The sequence below is a fragment of the Chryseoglobus sp. 28M-23 genome, from assembly GCF_014789785.1.
Taxonomy (GTDB): Bacteria; Actinomycetota; Actinomycetes; order Actinomycetales; family Microbacteriaceae; genus Microcella; species Microcella indica.
In genome coordinates this window covers 1,807,228-1,819,782 of record NZ_CP061846.1, presented here as the reverse complement: position 1 = coordinate 1,819,782, position 12,555 = coordinate 1,807,228, and the positions used below count along the sequence as shown (strand labels likewise).

Genomic DNA, 12,555 nt, shown 5'->3' with positions numbered 1-12,555 from the left:
CAGTCAGACGCCGAGCGCGCGATCCTCGGCGGCGTAGTCGAACCAGTGTTCGGCGCCGTACCGCGCGAGCCCGGGGAAGAGCTCGCGCCAGTCGCCCTCCGCGACGCGCGCGAGCATCCAGTCGAGCGCAGAGCCGATCGTCGACCGGTGCGTGCCGAGGGGCTCGTAGCCGAGCTGCTCGCGCGCTGCCTGCATCGACAGCACCATGGGGTTCGGCGCCGCCCACGGGTGCGCGCCGACGCCGTCGACGGGGGGCCCCGCGAGCAGATCGAATTCGGCGGTGTGGCCGACGTGGGCGAAGACGTCCTGCCCGATCTCGAGCGCCGTGGGCACCGGGTCGTCGACGGCGTTGAGAACCCGCTGGCCCGGATGCTCGGCCGCGAGCCGCACGAGCTCGGCGATGTTCACCGTCGCCGATGTCGAGAACCTGCTCTCCCCGCGGTAGGCGAGCGGCACGCGGTCGCGACCATCGAGCGCGCGACCGAGGAAGTACCACTCGCGCAGCGCCGGCGACTCGGGGCCGTGGATGGCGCCGGGGCGCAGGATCGTCACGGGCAGTGCGTCGATCGCGAGCAGGGCGCGCTCGAGCGCGGCCTTGCCGGCCGAGTAGCCGGTGCGCGCGCCGGGGCCCGCCTCGCCGACGGTGGGGTGGTCCTCGGTGATCGGCACGGGGTAAGTGGGAAAGTCGTCGACCCCGGTCGCGTCGTCGGGTGAGGAGCCGTCGATCCCCGCGTAGACGGACGCCGTGGAGATGACAACGAGCGACCCCACATCGCCCGCGAGGGGCGCGTACGTCTCCGCGTGCTCGGCGGTGTAGGCGACGCAGTCGAGAACGAGGTCGGCGCCGGAGGCGGCGGAGCGCGCAGCCGCCGCATCCTCGCGGTCCAGGGTGAGGGTGCGCACGCCCTCGACGGTGCTCGGGCGCTCGCCGCGGTGCGCGACCGTGACGTCCCAGCCGTGCGTGAGGAGGGTGCGGGCGGCGGCTGTGCCGATCTGACCGGATCCGCCGAGAAGAATCGCCCGCTTCTGCATAGGCTGAACTCTAGAGCGCACGGGTTGCGCTTCGACACCCCTCTCCCCACCCTCAGGAGCACTCATGGCGAACTCGCCGATGACCCGCACCCAGTTCTCCAGCAGCCTCATCGCCGGCGCTGTGGCGCACACGATGTTCCAGACCGGCTGGTTCGGCTTCGGCATGTCGCTCGCGGGTCTCGCGGCAGCGGCACTGTTCGGCAACCTCGTCGACGTCATCGGCGACGCGATCGGCAGCGAGGCCGTACCGAGCTTGTTCAACTCGCTCGGCGTGGGCGCCGACATCCTCTTCTGGGTGCTCATCGCGATGCTCATCGGCAGCCTCGTGCTCGTGCTGCTCGCCGTCATCGTGAGCGTCTGGCTGCTGCGCCTGACCGGTCAGCGCAAACCGTGGGCGGTCACGTGGGCCTCGCTCGGCATCACGGCCGTGCTCGACATCGGCCTGTTCTGGCTGTACGTGTGGCTCGCCACGGCCGTGACCGACTCGCCCGTCGCCGGCCCCGTGCTGCTGACACCGGTGTTCGCGCTCGTGGGGGGCATCCTGCTCGGAGCCCTTGTGTGGTGGGCGATCGCGCACGCCTTCCGCGACAAGACCGCCGAGCAGCAGGGCGCAGACGGCGACGGTGGCAGCGGTGAGGGGGAGCGGGGTGACGGGGATGCGGCCACCGCCGCACCCGCGCCGGTCACGCCCGCCGAAGCCTGAAGCCTGAACCGCCTGCGACCTGGCAGAATGGAGCCACCATGAAAATCACCGTCGTGATCGCGTCCCTTGCGCTCTTCTTCGCCTCGTTCCTGCTGTTCGCCTACGCCTTCGCGGTGCCGGACGAGTTCAAGGCGATCATGTTCTTCACGGGCATCATGTCGATCGCGCTCTCGCTCGCGATCCCGTTCCACATTCTCGGCAGCCGCGAATAGCGCGCGCTAGCGCAGAAGCTCGACGAGCAGTGCGGTGAGCTGCTCGCGCATCTGCGCGCTCGTGATCGTGCGCTCGCCGTCGCCCGACTGAGGGCCGTAGTCGCCGAACGCGGCGTGGTTGGCGCCCTCGATGACCTCGAACCGAGCGTCGCCGGGCAGCAGCGTGGCTGACTCGGTGATGGTGTCGAGATCGGTGAGGCCGTCGTTCTCGGCGGCGATGCTCAGCACCGGCAGCCCGCTCGCGCTCAGGTCGTTGGCGCAGTAGCTGCCGAGCAGCACGAGGCCCTCGGTCTCGGACCCCTCCGCCATCAGGCAGGCCCGCACTCCGCCGAGGGAGTGCCCGCCGACGAACCATCGGTCCACGTGCGGCGCCGCTGACGTGAGGTCGTCGAGCTCGCGCGTGTCGACGAAGGCGAGGTTGAGAGTCGGCTCGGTGATGAGCACGGTGACGCCCTGCTCCTCCACGATGCCGCTGAGCTGGTAGAGGTAGGCATAGGCGTCGACGCGGGCGCCGGGGATGAAGACGAGCCCGTCGGGGTTCTCGGGCAGGTCGATCGAGTCGGCGAGTGGAGTCATGAGGATGCCCTCGTCGACGGCGGCGACCTGGATGCCGCCGTTGCGGAACACCTCGAGCGTCGCCTCGCGCTCGGCCTGGTACGGGCTGTTCGCCCAGACGGCGAAGCCGAGCACGACGAGCAGGAGCGCGGCGAGCGACCCGACGCCGATCGCCCGCACGCGGCGTGCGCGGGGGCTGATGACTCGACGTCGGCGGAGAGGCTCTGAGGTCATGCACCCATGGTGGCGCACCGCGCCGAGAGAACCGTCAGGCGGTCTTCAGAAGGTTCGCCGTGAACCGCTGCAGGCGCTCGGTGAGCCCGGCGCTGCGGCGCGCGACGACCTCGCCGCGACTGAGGGTGAGCTCGCTCGTGGCGGGCAGCATCCTGATCATCATCGAGCACGCGAGATCCGCGCACAGGTAGGTGCCGATGGTGTTGCCGTCGCGGCCCGCTGCTCCGCCCTTGGGCGCGCTGAACATGAGCACCTGGGTGGACGGCTGCGGCGTGTGGCAGAACGAGCACATGGCCCCGATGCCGGGGCGCAGGGTCGAGGACGCGGCGCGCACCATGAAGCCGACAGGGCGGTCGTCGACCCAGTGCACGATGTAGCCGCGCGGCGAGCCGTCGGGGTCGCGCCAGCCGAGGTACTGCCGCTCGTCCCACAGCGTCTCGTAGAGACCCGGCAGCGGCATCCTCTCGATCTCGGCCTCGGTCGCGTTCACGATCGAGCCGCGAATCTGCTCGGCAGTCAGTTCTCTCATCATTCGACAGCGTACGACACGCGTCTCAACCCCGGCTCGTCACCGATCGGATGCACCCCGTTCACGATGCACAGCCGATGCGCGGCAGACCTGCGGGCGATGCACGGCGCACGCACGGCTCGGCACGGGGTCTCGGGGCCCAGAGTGAGACCACCGCTCGCACCGCAGCGGCCGGGCGCGCATCGCGAGCCCTCAGAGCATCCCCCAGTAGAGAAGAGCCCCCATGGCCACCATCGTCGAAACCGCCGTCAACGCCGGATCGTTCAGCACTCTCGTCGCCGCCGTCGGTGCTGCCGACCTCGTCGACACGCTCAACGGAGAGGGCCCGTTCACGGTCTTCGCCCCGACCGACGAGGCGTTCGCCGCGCTGCCCGAGGGCACCGTCGAGGGCCTGCTCGCGGACGTTCCCGCGCTCACGTCCATCCTCACGTTCCACGTCGTGCCGGGTGCCGTGCACGCCGCCGACCTCAGCGACGGCATGACCGCTGCGACCGTCAACGGCGCCGAGCTCACGTTCGACACCAAGGACGGCGTGAAGGTCAACGGCGCGACCGTCGTGACGGCTGACATCGTGTGCGACAACGGCGTGATCCACGTCATCGACGCGGTGCTGCTGCCGTAGTCAGCGCTCGTCGAGCACGAGCAGAACGGCAGAACGGGGCGGCCCCACCAGGGGCCGCCCCGTTCTGCGTGGCGAGGGGTCGGGGCGCTCAGCGCCCCGCATCCCGCTCGATCAGGACTGCAGCTGGAACTGCGCGTCGATCGTGATCGTGACCTCGTCGCCGAGGAGGAAGCCGCCCGCCTCGAGAGGCGCGTTCCAGCTCACGCCGAAATCGTGGCGATTGATGACCGCGTGGCCGTTCGCGGCGGCGACGACGTTGCCCCACGGGTCCTTCGCGATGCCGCCGAACTCGCCCGTGAAGGTGATCGGCTTGGTCACGCCGCGCAGGGTGAGCTCGCCGTCGAGCTTCAGCTCGTCGCCCTCGGTGCGGATGCCCGTCGAGCGGAACTCCATGGTCGGGTACTGCTCGGGCGCGAAGAAGTCGTTGCTGCGCAGGTGGGCATCGCGGTCGGCGTTCTTGGTGTTGATCGACGCGATGTCGACGCTCACGACGACGCTCGACTCGAGCGGGTTCTCGGCCGCGGTGACGGTCGCGTCGAACTGCTCGAAGGTGCCGCGCACCTTGCTGATCGCGAGGTGGCGAACGCTGAAGCCGATCTCGGAGTGCGAGGCGTCGATGGTCCAGGTTCCTGCGACGTAGCCGGGGATCGCGTCGGCGGTGAGAGTAGTCATGCGGTGGGGTGCTCCTTCAGTGTCGTGTCGGTGATCGTTCCGGTCGTCCGTCGAGCGTGCGCTGCAGGCCGACCGATCTATGCAATCGCATGGATGCTCGGACTATTCCCGTACGGAGGAGATTCCCGGCGGGTGCCGGGCGGGGCGCTGTTCACGGTTGGATGGTGTCGTGGAATCCGACCTCCTGACCCGCCTGCGCGCCGACCTCCTGACCGCCGTCTACACCGTCGACCGGGTGCAGCAGCTGTGGGGGCCCGACGCCGATGCCGCACTGCACCGCGGTGATCGCGTGCTGGCGCTGCGGAAGGCGCGCGCGGCGGGCCCCGAGCCTGTCGCCCTGCTCGCGCGGTTGTTCCGCCTGCACGACGAGCTCACCGGCCCGGAGCTCGCCGCGGCGTTCCCCGCTCTCGGAGTCGAGGGGGCGAGCGCGCTCGGGCTCGTCGACGAGGCCGGGCGAGCGCGAGTCGACGTCGGCCCGCTCACCGCGCTCGACAGCGCCGGCGCGGCCGAGTGGTGGATCGTCTCCGACCTCGACGAGCACGCGCTCGGCGGTGCCCTGCCGCCCGGCCACGTGCTCGGCGTGGGTGGAGCCTCGCTCACGCTCGCGGGCCTGCAGCCCACGACGCCCGTCCGGTCGGCGCTCGACCTGGGCACGGGCTGCGGCGTGCAGAGCCTCTTCGCGGCGCGCGGAGCCGAGCGGGTCGTCGCCACGGACGTCTCGCCGCGCGCCCTCGAACTGGCGGGCGCGACGTTCGCGCTCTCCGCGGTCGACACGGTCGAGCTGCGGCACGGCGATCTCTACGTGCCGGTGACGGGGGAACGGTTCGACCGCATCGTGAGCAACCCGCCGTTCGTCATCACGCCGCGCCGCGAGGGCGTGCCGCTCTACGAGCACCGCGACGGCGGTCGCGTGGGCGACGGGATCGTCGAGGAGGTCGTGCGCGGCGCGGCCGACCACCTCGTGCCGGGCGGCACAGCGCACATTCTCGGCAACTGGGAGTACCGCGACGACGAGGATGGCCTGTCTCGCGTCGCCCGCTGGCTCGAGCTGGCGGGCCTCGACGGCTGGGTCATCGAGCGCGAGCGCCAGTCGCCCGCCGAGTACGCCGCCACCTGGATCCGCGACGGTGGCACGCGCGCGGGCACGCCCGAGTTCGAGCGCCTGGCGGGGGAGTGGATCGACGACTTCGCGGCGCGCGGCGTCGTGGGCGTCGGTTTCGGGTACCTCGTGCTGCGGCATCCGGCTCCCGGCACGGCGACCCTGCGCCGCACGGAGGTCGTGGCGTCGCCCCGGCCCGACACCTCGGCGGGTCTCGGCGACACCCTGCTCGCGGGCTTCGCGATGCACGATCGTCTCGCGCCTCTCGACGATGCGGCGCTCGCCGAGCTGCGCTGCGCGGTCGCGGGCGATGTGACGGAGGAGCGCCACTACTGGCCGGGCGCCGAGGGCCCGACCGTCATCCGGCTGCGTCAGGGCGGTGGGCTGGCTCGGGAGATCGAGGCGGATGCTGCGCTCGCCGGCTTCGTCGGTGCGAGCGATGGCGGCCTGAGCGTCGGAGAGATCGCGAGCGCCCTCGCCCACCTGCTCGAGGTGGAGGAGGGCGCTCTGCTCGAGCAGCTGCTGCCGCAGGTGCGCGAGCTGCTCGTCACGGGCCTGCTGACGCTCAGCGAGTAGCCGCTCCGAACTAGGTGTTCGTGGGCGTCGCCCTCCTCAGGATGAGGTAGGCGGCGATGGTGCCGAGAGCCGTGATGACGAGGCTCCACGCGAGGGTGCCGAGCACGCCGGCCGTGGCGAAGAAGTCGCCTACCGCACCCCATGACTCGGTCGAGGTGAGGAGGAAGCCCACGGCGACGAGGAGGAGGACGAGTCCTGCCCAGAACACGTACATGCCCGTGGCCTTCCAGCGCACGTAGACCGACGCGGTCGCCGCACCGATGGACGCGAAGAGCAGCAGGATGAGCAGGGTGCCGAGGAAGAGCTCGAACCAGGAGAAGTCGGGCGACGTGTCGAAGAATCGCAGGCCGATGCCCCAGTAGTCGACGGCGCGCTCTGCCATGGCGAGCGTGGCGATGAGCGCGGCGTAGCCGGCGGAGAGCAGGGTGAAGAGCGCACCGGTACCGAGGAGGTAGTCGCGCCGGGTAGCGCCGAAACCGAGGGCCAGCGGGAAGGTCTGGTTGACGCTCTGCACGGCCATGACGAGGGTGTAGACCCAGATGAACCCGACGCCGCCGTTGACGCCGACTGCGGAGGCGCCCTCTGTCGCCGTCGAGATAAGGCTGTAGATGGCGAGGTTGAGCACGTAGATGAAGCCCAGGATCATGAGCGGCCACCCGATGAGGGTCATGGGGTTCGTGAGCTGCAGGAGCATGATCGTCGAGATCCGGCGCCCGAGCGGGCGCGCCGTCGTGGGAAGGCTGTCTGCGGTGAGCGCGGTCATGCCGTCGCCTCCTCGTGCGTGGTGGTGGTGGTAGATGGGGTGGTGAAGCCGCCCGTGCGCCGCACGATGAGCTGCTGCAGCGAGACGGGCCCGACCTCGAGGCCGGCAGTGCGGGCGGCGGCGCGGTCGGCGTCGTCCATGGCCGCGACGGTGGCGCTCAGGAGCCCGCCGAGCTGCTCGCGGTGGGCGACCTCGCGGCCGGCGATGAAGCGCTCGACGGCCTCGGTCGTGCCGCTCACGGTCGCGGCACTCGCGTGCAGCTCCTCGACGGGTGCGTCGATGACGATGCGGCCGGCGTCGATGACGAGGGCGTGCTCGAGAAGCTGGCTGACCTCGTCGATGAGGTGCGTCGACAGGATGACCGTGCGGGGGTTCTCGCTGTAGTCGGCGAGGAGGCGGTCGTAGAAGATCTGCCGAGCCACAGCATCCAGGCCCAGGTACGGCTCGTCGAAGATCGTGAGCGGTGCGCGCGAGGCGAGCCCCACGATGACGCCGATGGCGGAGCGCTGCCCGCGGGAGAGCTTCTTGATGCGCTGCTTCGGCGTAAGGCGGAATTCCTCGACGAGCTCGTCGGCGAAGCCGGCATCCCAGTGGGCGAAGAAGCGCGGGGCGCCCGCGAGCATGTGCTTGATGCGGAACTCGTCTGGGTAGCGCTGGGCCTCCGAGATGAAGCACGTGTGCTGCAGCACGGCCGCGTTCTCCACGGGTGAGGCGCCGAAGAGCCGCACGGTGCCGCTCGTGGGGAACTCCTGGCCGGTGATGAGGCGCATGAGCGTCGTCTTGCCGGCGCCGTTGCGGCCGAGGAGGCCCGTGATGGTGTTCTTGGGCGTAGTGAACGTCGCGTCGTCGACGGCCGCGAGCGAGCCGTAGCGCTTGGTGAGGCCGCGGGCCTGCACTGCGGGGGACTCAGGGGCGGGGGTCATGGGGTGGTGTCCTTTCGAATCATGTCGGCGAGCTCCTCAGCGCTGATGCCGAGTGCTCGGGCCTCCGCGAGGAGGGGGCGCAGGAAGTCGTCGCGAAACGTCGTGCGGCGGTCTGCGATGAGGGTGGAGCGAGCGCCGTCGGCTACGAACATGCCGATGCCGCGGCGCTTGTAGAGCACGCCGGCGTCGACGAGCAGGGTGATGCCCTTGAGAGCGGTGGCGGGATTTATGCGATGGAAGGCGGCGTACTCGTTGATCGACGGCACTTGCGCGCCCTCGACGAGCGAGCCGTCGATGATCTGGTTCTCGATCTGCTCGGCGAGCTGCCGGAAGATCGGGCGACTGTCGTCCATGCGCACCTCTCCTCGGTCGCTGAGCCTCAGCGGCTCGTGTGCTGGTTACTTACTCAAGTAACTAACCAGATAACCGAGCGCGTGTCAAGCCCGGTGCGGCTCGACCACGCCGCGCGCGTCTGAGGTGTCGAAAGACACCGTTTGTGACACCTGTGCGCGAACGTTCGGCGTGTTTCGTCACAAACGGCGTGACCCGAGGGCAGCCGTCAGGGGGTGCGGGTGCGCGGACGCCAGGACGGCACGGTGAGCAGGATCGCGGTGGCGCTCAGCGCGAAGCCGAGCATCCCGAACGCGGTCGAGCCGGGGCTCTGCACCCCGAACGCGGGGAACGGCAGATCGTCGGGCAGACTGATGCCGACGCCGATGTAGGGCACGAAGGCCGCCGTGACGATGACGCTGCCGACGATCGCCGCCAGTGCGAGGAAGCGCCGCGGGGCGAGCACGCGCTCGATCGTGGGCCCGTCGAGGCGGCCGAGTACGGCGAGACCGCCCGCGAGCACGAGCCCCAGCAGTACCCAGATCGTCAGGGCGATGAAGAACCCGGTCTGCGACACGGTGCCCCACGCCGCGTAGGTCTGCTCGAGGGTGAGCTGGCCCTGCGCGATCGCGAGCGGCTGTTCGACCGCGAGCGTCCACGCACCGAAGGCGATGAGACCGAGCAGCGCGAGGGCGGCGCCGGCCCCGATGCGGCGACGCACGGCGGGGTCGGGCAGCGGTTCGGGTTCGAAGGGGTACAGGATGCGCTGCCGCGGTTCGAGCGGCGTGCTCGCCGCGCTGTCCGCGCCGCCGAGCTCGCGAGGGCTCAGGCTGCGCAGTCCGCGCGCGACGGCGGCGAGGTTGAGCGCACCGCCGAGCAGGATGAGGGCGAGCGCGAGCCAGCCGAGCGCGGCGCCGAAGGGCAGCACCCACCAGGCGAGGAGCGTGAACGGCACGAGCAGGAGGCACGTGAGCCCCCACCGGAACAGTGCGGCAGCGCGCATCCTCATCATCTCCTCGAGTCGGCGCCCACCCTATCGAGCGCGCGTGACCGATCACCGGCCAGCGGGAGCGCCTACGGTGGACTCACGACCTCTCGCACTCGCACTACGGCAGGAGCCACCATGAAGATGCGCACCTGGCCTGACCCCGTGTTTCGGTCCACGCCGTTTGGGAGTCGTCACGGGTTTCGATGCGTGCAGTCCCGAGCATAGGCCGCCGGGGTCCGGTAGCCGAGCGCGGAGTGGCGACGGCCATGGTTGTAGTCCCTTTTCCAGTCGCCGATCACGACCCGGGCATGGTGCAGGCTGTAGAAACTGTTCAGGTTCAAACACTCGTCGCGAATGCGGGAGTTGAACGATTCCACGTAGCCGTTGCGCCACGGCTGGCCCGGCGGAATGTAGGAGATCCCCACCGAGTCGTTCGCCCAGTCGGCGAGGGTTTGGGAGACGAACTCGGGCCCGTTGTCGCACCGCAACACAGTCGGCAGGCCACGGTGGGCGACGATGCGCTCCAGTTCGTCCACGAGCCGGTCGGCGGTGATCGAGCGCTCCACGAGCCCGCCGACGCATTCGCGGGTGTGCTCATCGATGATCGAGGCGATCTTCAGGTTGCGACCGTTCTCGGTGGCATCGAACTGGAAATCCACCGCCCACACCGTGTTAGGCGCGTCAGCCGGGATAGGTTCAGCGGTGGAGGCGCCGACGCGTTTGCGGCGACGACGCACGATCACCCGCAGGCCTTCCTCACGCCAGAGCCGTTGGATCTTCTTGACGTTCACCACCCAGCCCTCACCGACGGCGTCGGCGTGGGCGTTGCGGTAGCCGCGCCGAGGATGAGTCTTCGCCCACGCTCGCAGCCACGTCCGCAATGCAGCGTCTGGGTCGGCGCAGGTCTCCGAGACCAAGGGTCGGCGCCAGGCCGATCTGCTCAGCCCGACCAGACGACACGCCATCCGCTCACTGATGTCGAACACGCTCAGCAAGTGACGGATCGCGGCGCGGCGTCTGCCCGGGCCTAAAAGTTTCCCTCTGCCAGCTCCTTCAACGCCGCCTTCTCCAGCTCCGCCTCAGCCAGCAGTCGCTTCAAGGTCGCGTTCTGTTTCTCGAGCTCTTTGAGCCGTTTCGCGTCTTCTGCTTTCAGGCCGCCGTATTGGTTGCGCCACCGGTAGTAGGTCTGCTCCGACACGCCGAGCTCCCGGCAGGCAGCTGCAACGTCGCCGCCATCGGCCAGGACACGGTCAGCGATGCCGAGCTTGCGAACGATCTGTTCCGGCGTGTGCCGGCGCCTTCTCGTGGTCATGATGAATCCAGTCTTCCTCCCCGACGAGCGGGGCAACAAGACGACTCTCATAACGAACGGACCGAAAATCTGGGGTCAGGCCACACCCTCGGCAGCACCGGCACGATCGTCAGCAGCGTCGCCCTCGGCACCATGACGTTCGGCGCGGAGTCGGACGAAGCCGAGAGCCACGCGATGCTCGACGCCTTCGCCGCGGCAGGCGGCACGCTCATCGACGCGGCCGACGTCTACAGTGCGGGGCTCAGCGAGCAGATCATCGGGCGCTGGCTCGCGGCCAACCCCGAGACGGCCGAGCGCATGGTCGTCGCGACGAAGGGCCGGTTCCCCATGGGTGCCGACGCGAACGACCTGGGCACCTCGCGCCGCCACTTGCGCCGCGCACTCGACGATTCGCGGCGCCGTCTTGGCCTCGACCACATCGACCTCTACCAGCTGCACGCGTGGGACCCGATCACGCCGCTCGACGAGACGCTGCGCTTTCTCGACGACGCGATCCGCTCGGGGGCGATCTCGTACTGGGGCGTCTCGAACTTCACGGGGTGGCAGCTCACGAAGGCCGTGCACCGCGCCGCCGCGATGGGCATGCCCGCTCCCGTGACGCTGCAGCCGCAGTACAACCTGCTCGCGCGCGAGATCGAGTTCGAGATCGTGCCAGCCGCGCTCGACGCCTCGGTCGGCCTGCTGCCGTGGGGCCCGCTCGGTGGCGGCTGGCTCACGGGCAAGTACCGGCGCGGCGAAGCCCCCACGGGAGCGACGCGCCTGGGCGAGGACCCGTCGCGCGGCATGGAGGCTGTCGACCGCCGCGGCACCGATGAGCGCACGTGGCGGGTGCTGGATGCCCTGCACGAGGTCGCGGCCGCGCACGAGGTGCCGCCGGCTCGGGTCGCGCTCGCGTGGCTGCAGTCGCGCCCCGGCATGACCTCGGTGATCCTCGGCGCACGCACGGTCGCGCAGCTGGAGGACAACCTCGCGGCGGGCGAGATCGAGCTCACGGCGGAGCAGCTCGCCGACCTGGACGCCGCGAGCGCGCCCGTCGTGCCCGACTACCCGTACGGCGAGCTCGGCGTGGATCAGCGCTCCCGCGCGTTGTAGCCCGTAGGGTCGCGGTCGTGGACCGCTACAGCAACGACGTGCTCTCCGGCGACTGGCGCGCAGTGGGGCGCCGGGTCGTGCCCGAGGTGCCCGCCGAGCGCGACCTCGTGGTCGAGCTACCGGACGACGGTCTGGAGGGCAGCGGATTCGTCGGAGCCGTCGTGCTCGTCGACGCCGGCAACGTGCACCTCGAGGATCGCCGGGGGAGGGTGCGGGCGTTTCCCCTGGGCGGCGGCTTCCTCGTCGAGGGCGAGCCGGTCATCCTCGTTCCGCCGGCCGCGCGCACCGCACCGGTCGCCCGACAGCGAACCGCGAGCGGGTCGTTCGCTGTCGCGGATGCGCCCGCTCGCGTGGCGCGCGCGAGCCGCATCTGGGTCGAGGGGCGCCACGACGCCGAGCTTGTCGAGCAGGTGTGGGGCGACGACCTGCGAGTGGAGGGCATCGTCGTCGAGTACCTCGAGGGCGTCGACCACCTCAGTGACCGCCTGCGCGAGTTCGCGCCGGGCGCGGGGCGCCGGGTGGGGGTGCTCGTCGACCACTGGGTGGCCGGGTCGAAGGAGGAGCGGCTCGCGCGCGAGGCGCTCGCGAGCCTCGGCCGCGCGGCGGCGAGCAGCGTGCGCGTCGTCGGGCATCCGTTCATCGACGTGTGGCAGGCGGTGAAGCCCGAGCGGGTGGGCATCGCGGCGTGGCCGGAGGTTTCGCGCGGCGTCGACTGGAAGACGGGCACGTGCCGCGCCCTCGGCTGGCCGCACGACTCGGCGGCGGACCGCGCGGCCGCGTGGCGGCGCATCCGCGGCAGCGTGCGCGGGTTCGCCGACCTGGAGCCGGCGCTGCTCGGCCGCGTCGAGGAGCTCATCGACTTCGTGACCGCCGACTAGGTGGACCTCCGGCTTTTCTCACGGTTTCCGACACC

General features: G+C 70.5%; 14 protein-coding genes and 1 pseudogene. 6 read left to right on the top strand and 9 right to left on the bottom strand.

The window, feature by feature from the left end; genetic code table 11:
* Positions 1 to 3 precede the first annotated feature (3 nt).
* Positions 4 to 1,032 carry an NAD-dependent epimerase/dehydratase family protein gene (locus tag IE160_RS08925; RefSeq protein WP_179872268.1) on the bottom strand — a complete coding sequence of 343 codons (1,029 nt, stop codon included), beginning with the start codon at positions 1,030 to 1,032 and terminating at the stop codon, positions 4 to 6.
* Positions 1,033 to 1,096: 64 nt separating this feature from the next.
* On the opposite strand from IE160_RS08925, the gene IE160_RS08920 reads away from it, so the two are divergent.
* Both IE160_RS08920 and IE160_RS08915 read left to right on the top strand, forming a co-directional pair.
* Positions 1,097 to 1,735, top strand: coding sequence for a hypothetical protein (locus tag IE160_RS08920; RefSeq protein WP_191150862.1), 639 nt, complete (start codon positions 1,097 to 1,099; stop codon positions 1,733 to 1,735).
* A 38-nt stretch (positions 1,736 to 1,773) separates the two neighbouring features.
* Positions 1,774 to 1,947, top strand: a complete 174-nt coding sequence (locus tag IE160_RS08915) for a hypothetical protein (RefSeq protein ID WP_191150861.1) — start codon at positions 1,774 to 1,776, stop codon at positions 1,945 to 1,947.
* A gap of 6 nt (positions 1,948 to 1,953) precedes the next feature.
* Here IE160_RS08915 and IE160_RS08910 read toward each other — a convergent pair whose 3' ends face one another.
* On the bottom strand, positions 1,954 to 2,736 hold the full coding sequence (locus IE160_RS08910; protein WP_191150860.1) for an alpha/beta hydrolase: 783 nt from the start codon (positions 2,734 to 2,736) through the stop codon (positions 1,954 to 1,956).
* Positions 2,737 to 2,770: 34 nt separating this feature from the next.
* Positions 2,771 to 3,265, bottom strand: a complete 495-nt coding sequence (locus tag IE160_RS08905; RefSeq protein WP_191150859.1) for an FBP domain-containing protein — start codon at positions 3,263 to 3,265, stop codon at positions 2,771 to 2,773.
* A gap of 223 nt (positions 3,266 to 3,488) precedes the next feature.
* Here IE160_RS08905 and IE160_RS08900 point away from each other — a divergent pair, with 223 nt between their 5' ends.
* Entirely contained in the window at positions 3,489 to 3,887 is a 399-nt protein-coding gene (locus IE160_RS08900) for a fasciclin domain-containing protein (protein ID WP_191150858.1), read from the top strand.
* Between the two features lie 111 nt (positions 3,888 to 3,998).
* On the opposite strand, the gene IE160_RS08895 is transcribed toward IE160_RS08900, so the two are convergent.
* On the bottom strand, positions 3,999 to 4,559 hold the full coding sequence (locus IE160_RS08895; RefSeq protein WP_191150857.1) for a YceI family protein: 561 nt from the start codon (positions 4,557 to 4,559) through the stop codon (positions 3,999 to 4,001).
* 169 nt (positions 4,560 to 4,728) lie between these two features.
* Between IE160_RS08895 and IE160_RS08890 the strand changes: the two genes are divergently transcribed.
* A complete protein-coding gene (locus tag IE160_RS08890; protein WP_224744429.1) occupies positions 4,729 to 6,234 on the top strand; it encodes a DUF7059 domain-containing protein in 1,506 nt (501 codons plus the stop codon).
* Between the two features lie 10 nt (positions 6,235 to 6,244).
* Here IE160_RS08890 and IE160_RS08885 read toward each other — a convergent pair whose 3' ends face one another.
* From IE160_RS08885 to IE160_RS08865, 5 genes and pseudogenes are all read right to left on the bottom strand, one after another.
* Positions 6,245 to 6,997 (bottom strand): ABC transporter permease, encoded by a 753-nt coding sequence (locus tag IE160_RS08885; protein ID WP_191150855.1) that lies wholly within the window; start codon positions 6,995 to 6,997, stop codon positions 6,245 to 6,247.
* The gene (locus IE160_RS08880; RefSeq protein WP_191150854.1) at positions 6,994 to 7,920 is read right to left on the bottom strand and encodes an ABC transporter ATP-binding protein; all 927 of its coding nucleotides are present in this window, start codon (positions 7,918 to 7,920) and stop codon (positions 6,994 to 6,996) included. The genes IE160_RS08885 and IE160_RS08880 overlap by 4 nt, the downstream gene beginning before the upstream one ends.
* Entirely contained in the window at positions 7,917 to 8,273 is a 357-nt protein-coding gene (locus tag IE160_RS08875) for a GntR family transcriptional regulator (RefSeq protein ID WP_191150853.1), read from the bottom strand. Before IE160_RS08875 ends, IE160_RS08880 begins: the two co-directional genes overlap by 4 nt.
* A 206-nt stretch (positions 8,274 to 8,479) precedes the next feature.
* Positions 8,480 to 9,253 carry a hypothetical protein gene (locus tag IE160_RS08870; protein ID WP_191150852.1) on the bottom strand — a complete coding sequence of 258 codons (774 nt, stop codon included), beginning with the start codon at positions 9,251 to 9,253 and terminating at the stop codon, positions 8,480 to 8,482.
* Positions 9,254 to 9,356: 103 nt separating this feature from the next.
* Positions 9,357 to 10,550 (bottom strand): annotated as a pseudogene (locus tag IE160_RS08865) (IS3 family transposase).
* A 132-nt stretch (positions 10,551 to 10,682) separates the two neighbouring features.
* On the opposite strand from IE160_RS08865, the gene IE160_RS08860 reads away from it, so the two are divergent.
* Positions 10,683 to 11,642 (top strand): aldo/keto reductase, encoded by a 960-nt coding sequence (locus IE160_RS08860; RefSeq protein ID WP_191150851.1) that lies wholly within the window; start codon positions 10,683 to 10,685, stop codon positions 11,640 to 11,642.
* Between the two features lie 17 nt (positions 11,643 to 11,659).
* Positions 11,660 to 12,520, top strand: coding sequence for a DUF3097 family protein (locus tag IE160_RS08855; RefSeq protein ID WP_224744428.1), 861 nt, complete (start codon positions 11,660 to 11,662; stop codon positions 12,518 to 12,520).
* Positions 12,521 to 12,555 lie beyond the last annotated feature (35 nt).

Bases quoted from the DNA above. Each gene is read 5' to 3' on its own strand.
- IE160_RS08925 (WP_179872268.1), bottom strand. From the start codon at position 1,032: ATGCAGAAGCGGGCGATTCTTCTCGGCGGATCCGGTCAGATCGGCACA.
- IE160_RS08920 (WP_191150862.1), top strand. From the start codon at position 1,097: ATGGCGAACTCGCCGATGACCCGCACCCAGTTCTCCAGCAGCCTCATC.
- IE160_RS08915 (WP_191150861.1), top strand. From the start codon at position 1,774: ATGAAAATCACCGTCGTGATCGCGTCCCTTGCGCTCTTCTTCGCCTCG.
- IE160_RS08910 (WP_191150860.1), bottom strand. From the start codon at position 2,736: ATGACCTCAGAGCCTCTCCGCCGACGTCGAGTCATCAGCCCCCGCGCA.
- IE160_RS08905 (WP_191150859.1), bottom strand. From the start codon at position 3,265: ATGAGAGAACTGACTGCCGAGCAGATTCGCGGCTCGATCGTGAACGCG.
- IE160_RS08900 (WP_191150858.1), top strand. From the start codon at position 3,489: ATGGCCACCATCGTCGAAACCGCCGTCAACGCCGGATCGTTCAGCACT.
- IE160_RS08895 (WP_191150857.1), bottom strand. From the start codon at position 4,559: ATGACTACTCTCACCGCCGACGCGATCCCCGGCTACGTCGCAGGAACC.
- IE160_RS08885 (WP_191150855.1), bottom strand. From the start codon at position 6,997: ATGACCGCGCTCACCGCAGACAGCCTTCCCACGACGGCGCGCCCGCTC.
- IE160_RS08880 (WP_191150854.1), bottom strand. From the start codon at position 7,920: ATGACCCCCGCCCCTGAGTCCCCCGCAGTGCAGGCCCGCGGCCTCACC.
- IE160_RS08875 (WP_191150853.1), bottom strand. From the start codon at position 8,273: ATGGACGACAGTCGCCCGATCTTCCGGCAGCTCGCCGAGCAGATCGAG.
- IE160_RS08870 (WP_191150852.1), bottom strand. From the start codon at position 9,253: ATGCGCGCTGCCGCACTGTTCCGGTGGGGGCTCACGTGCCTCCTGCTC.
- IE160_RS08860 (WP_191150851.1), top strand. From the start codon at position 10,683: ATGACGTTCGGCGCGGAGTCGGACGAAGCCGAGAGCCACGCGATGCTC.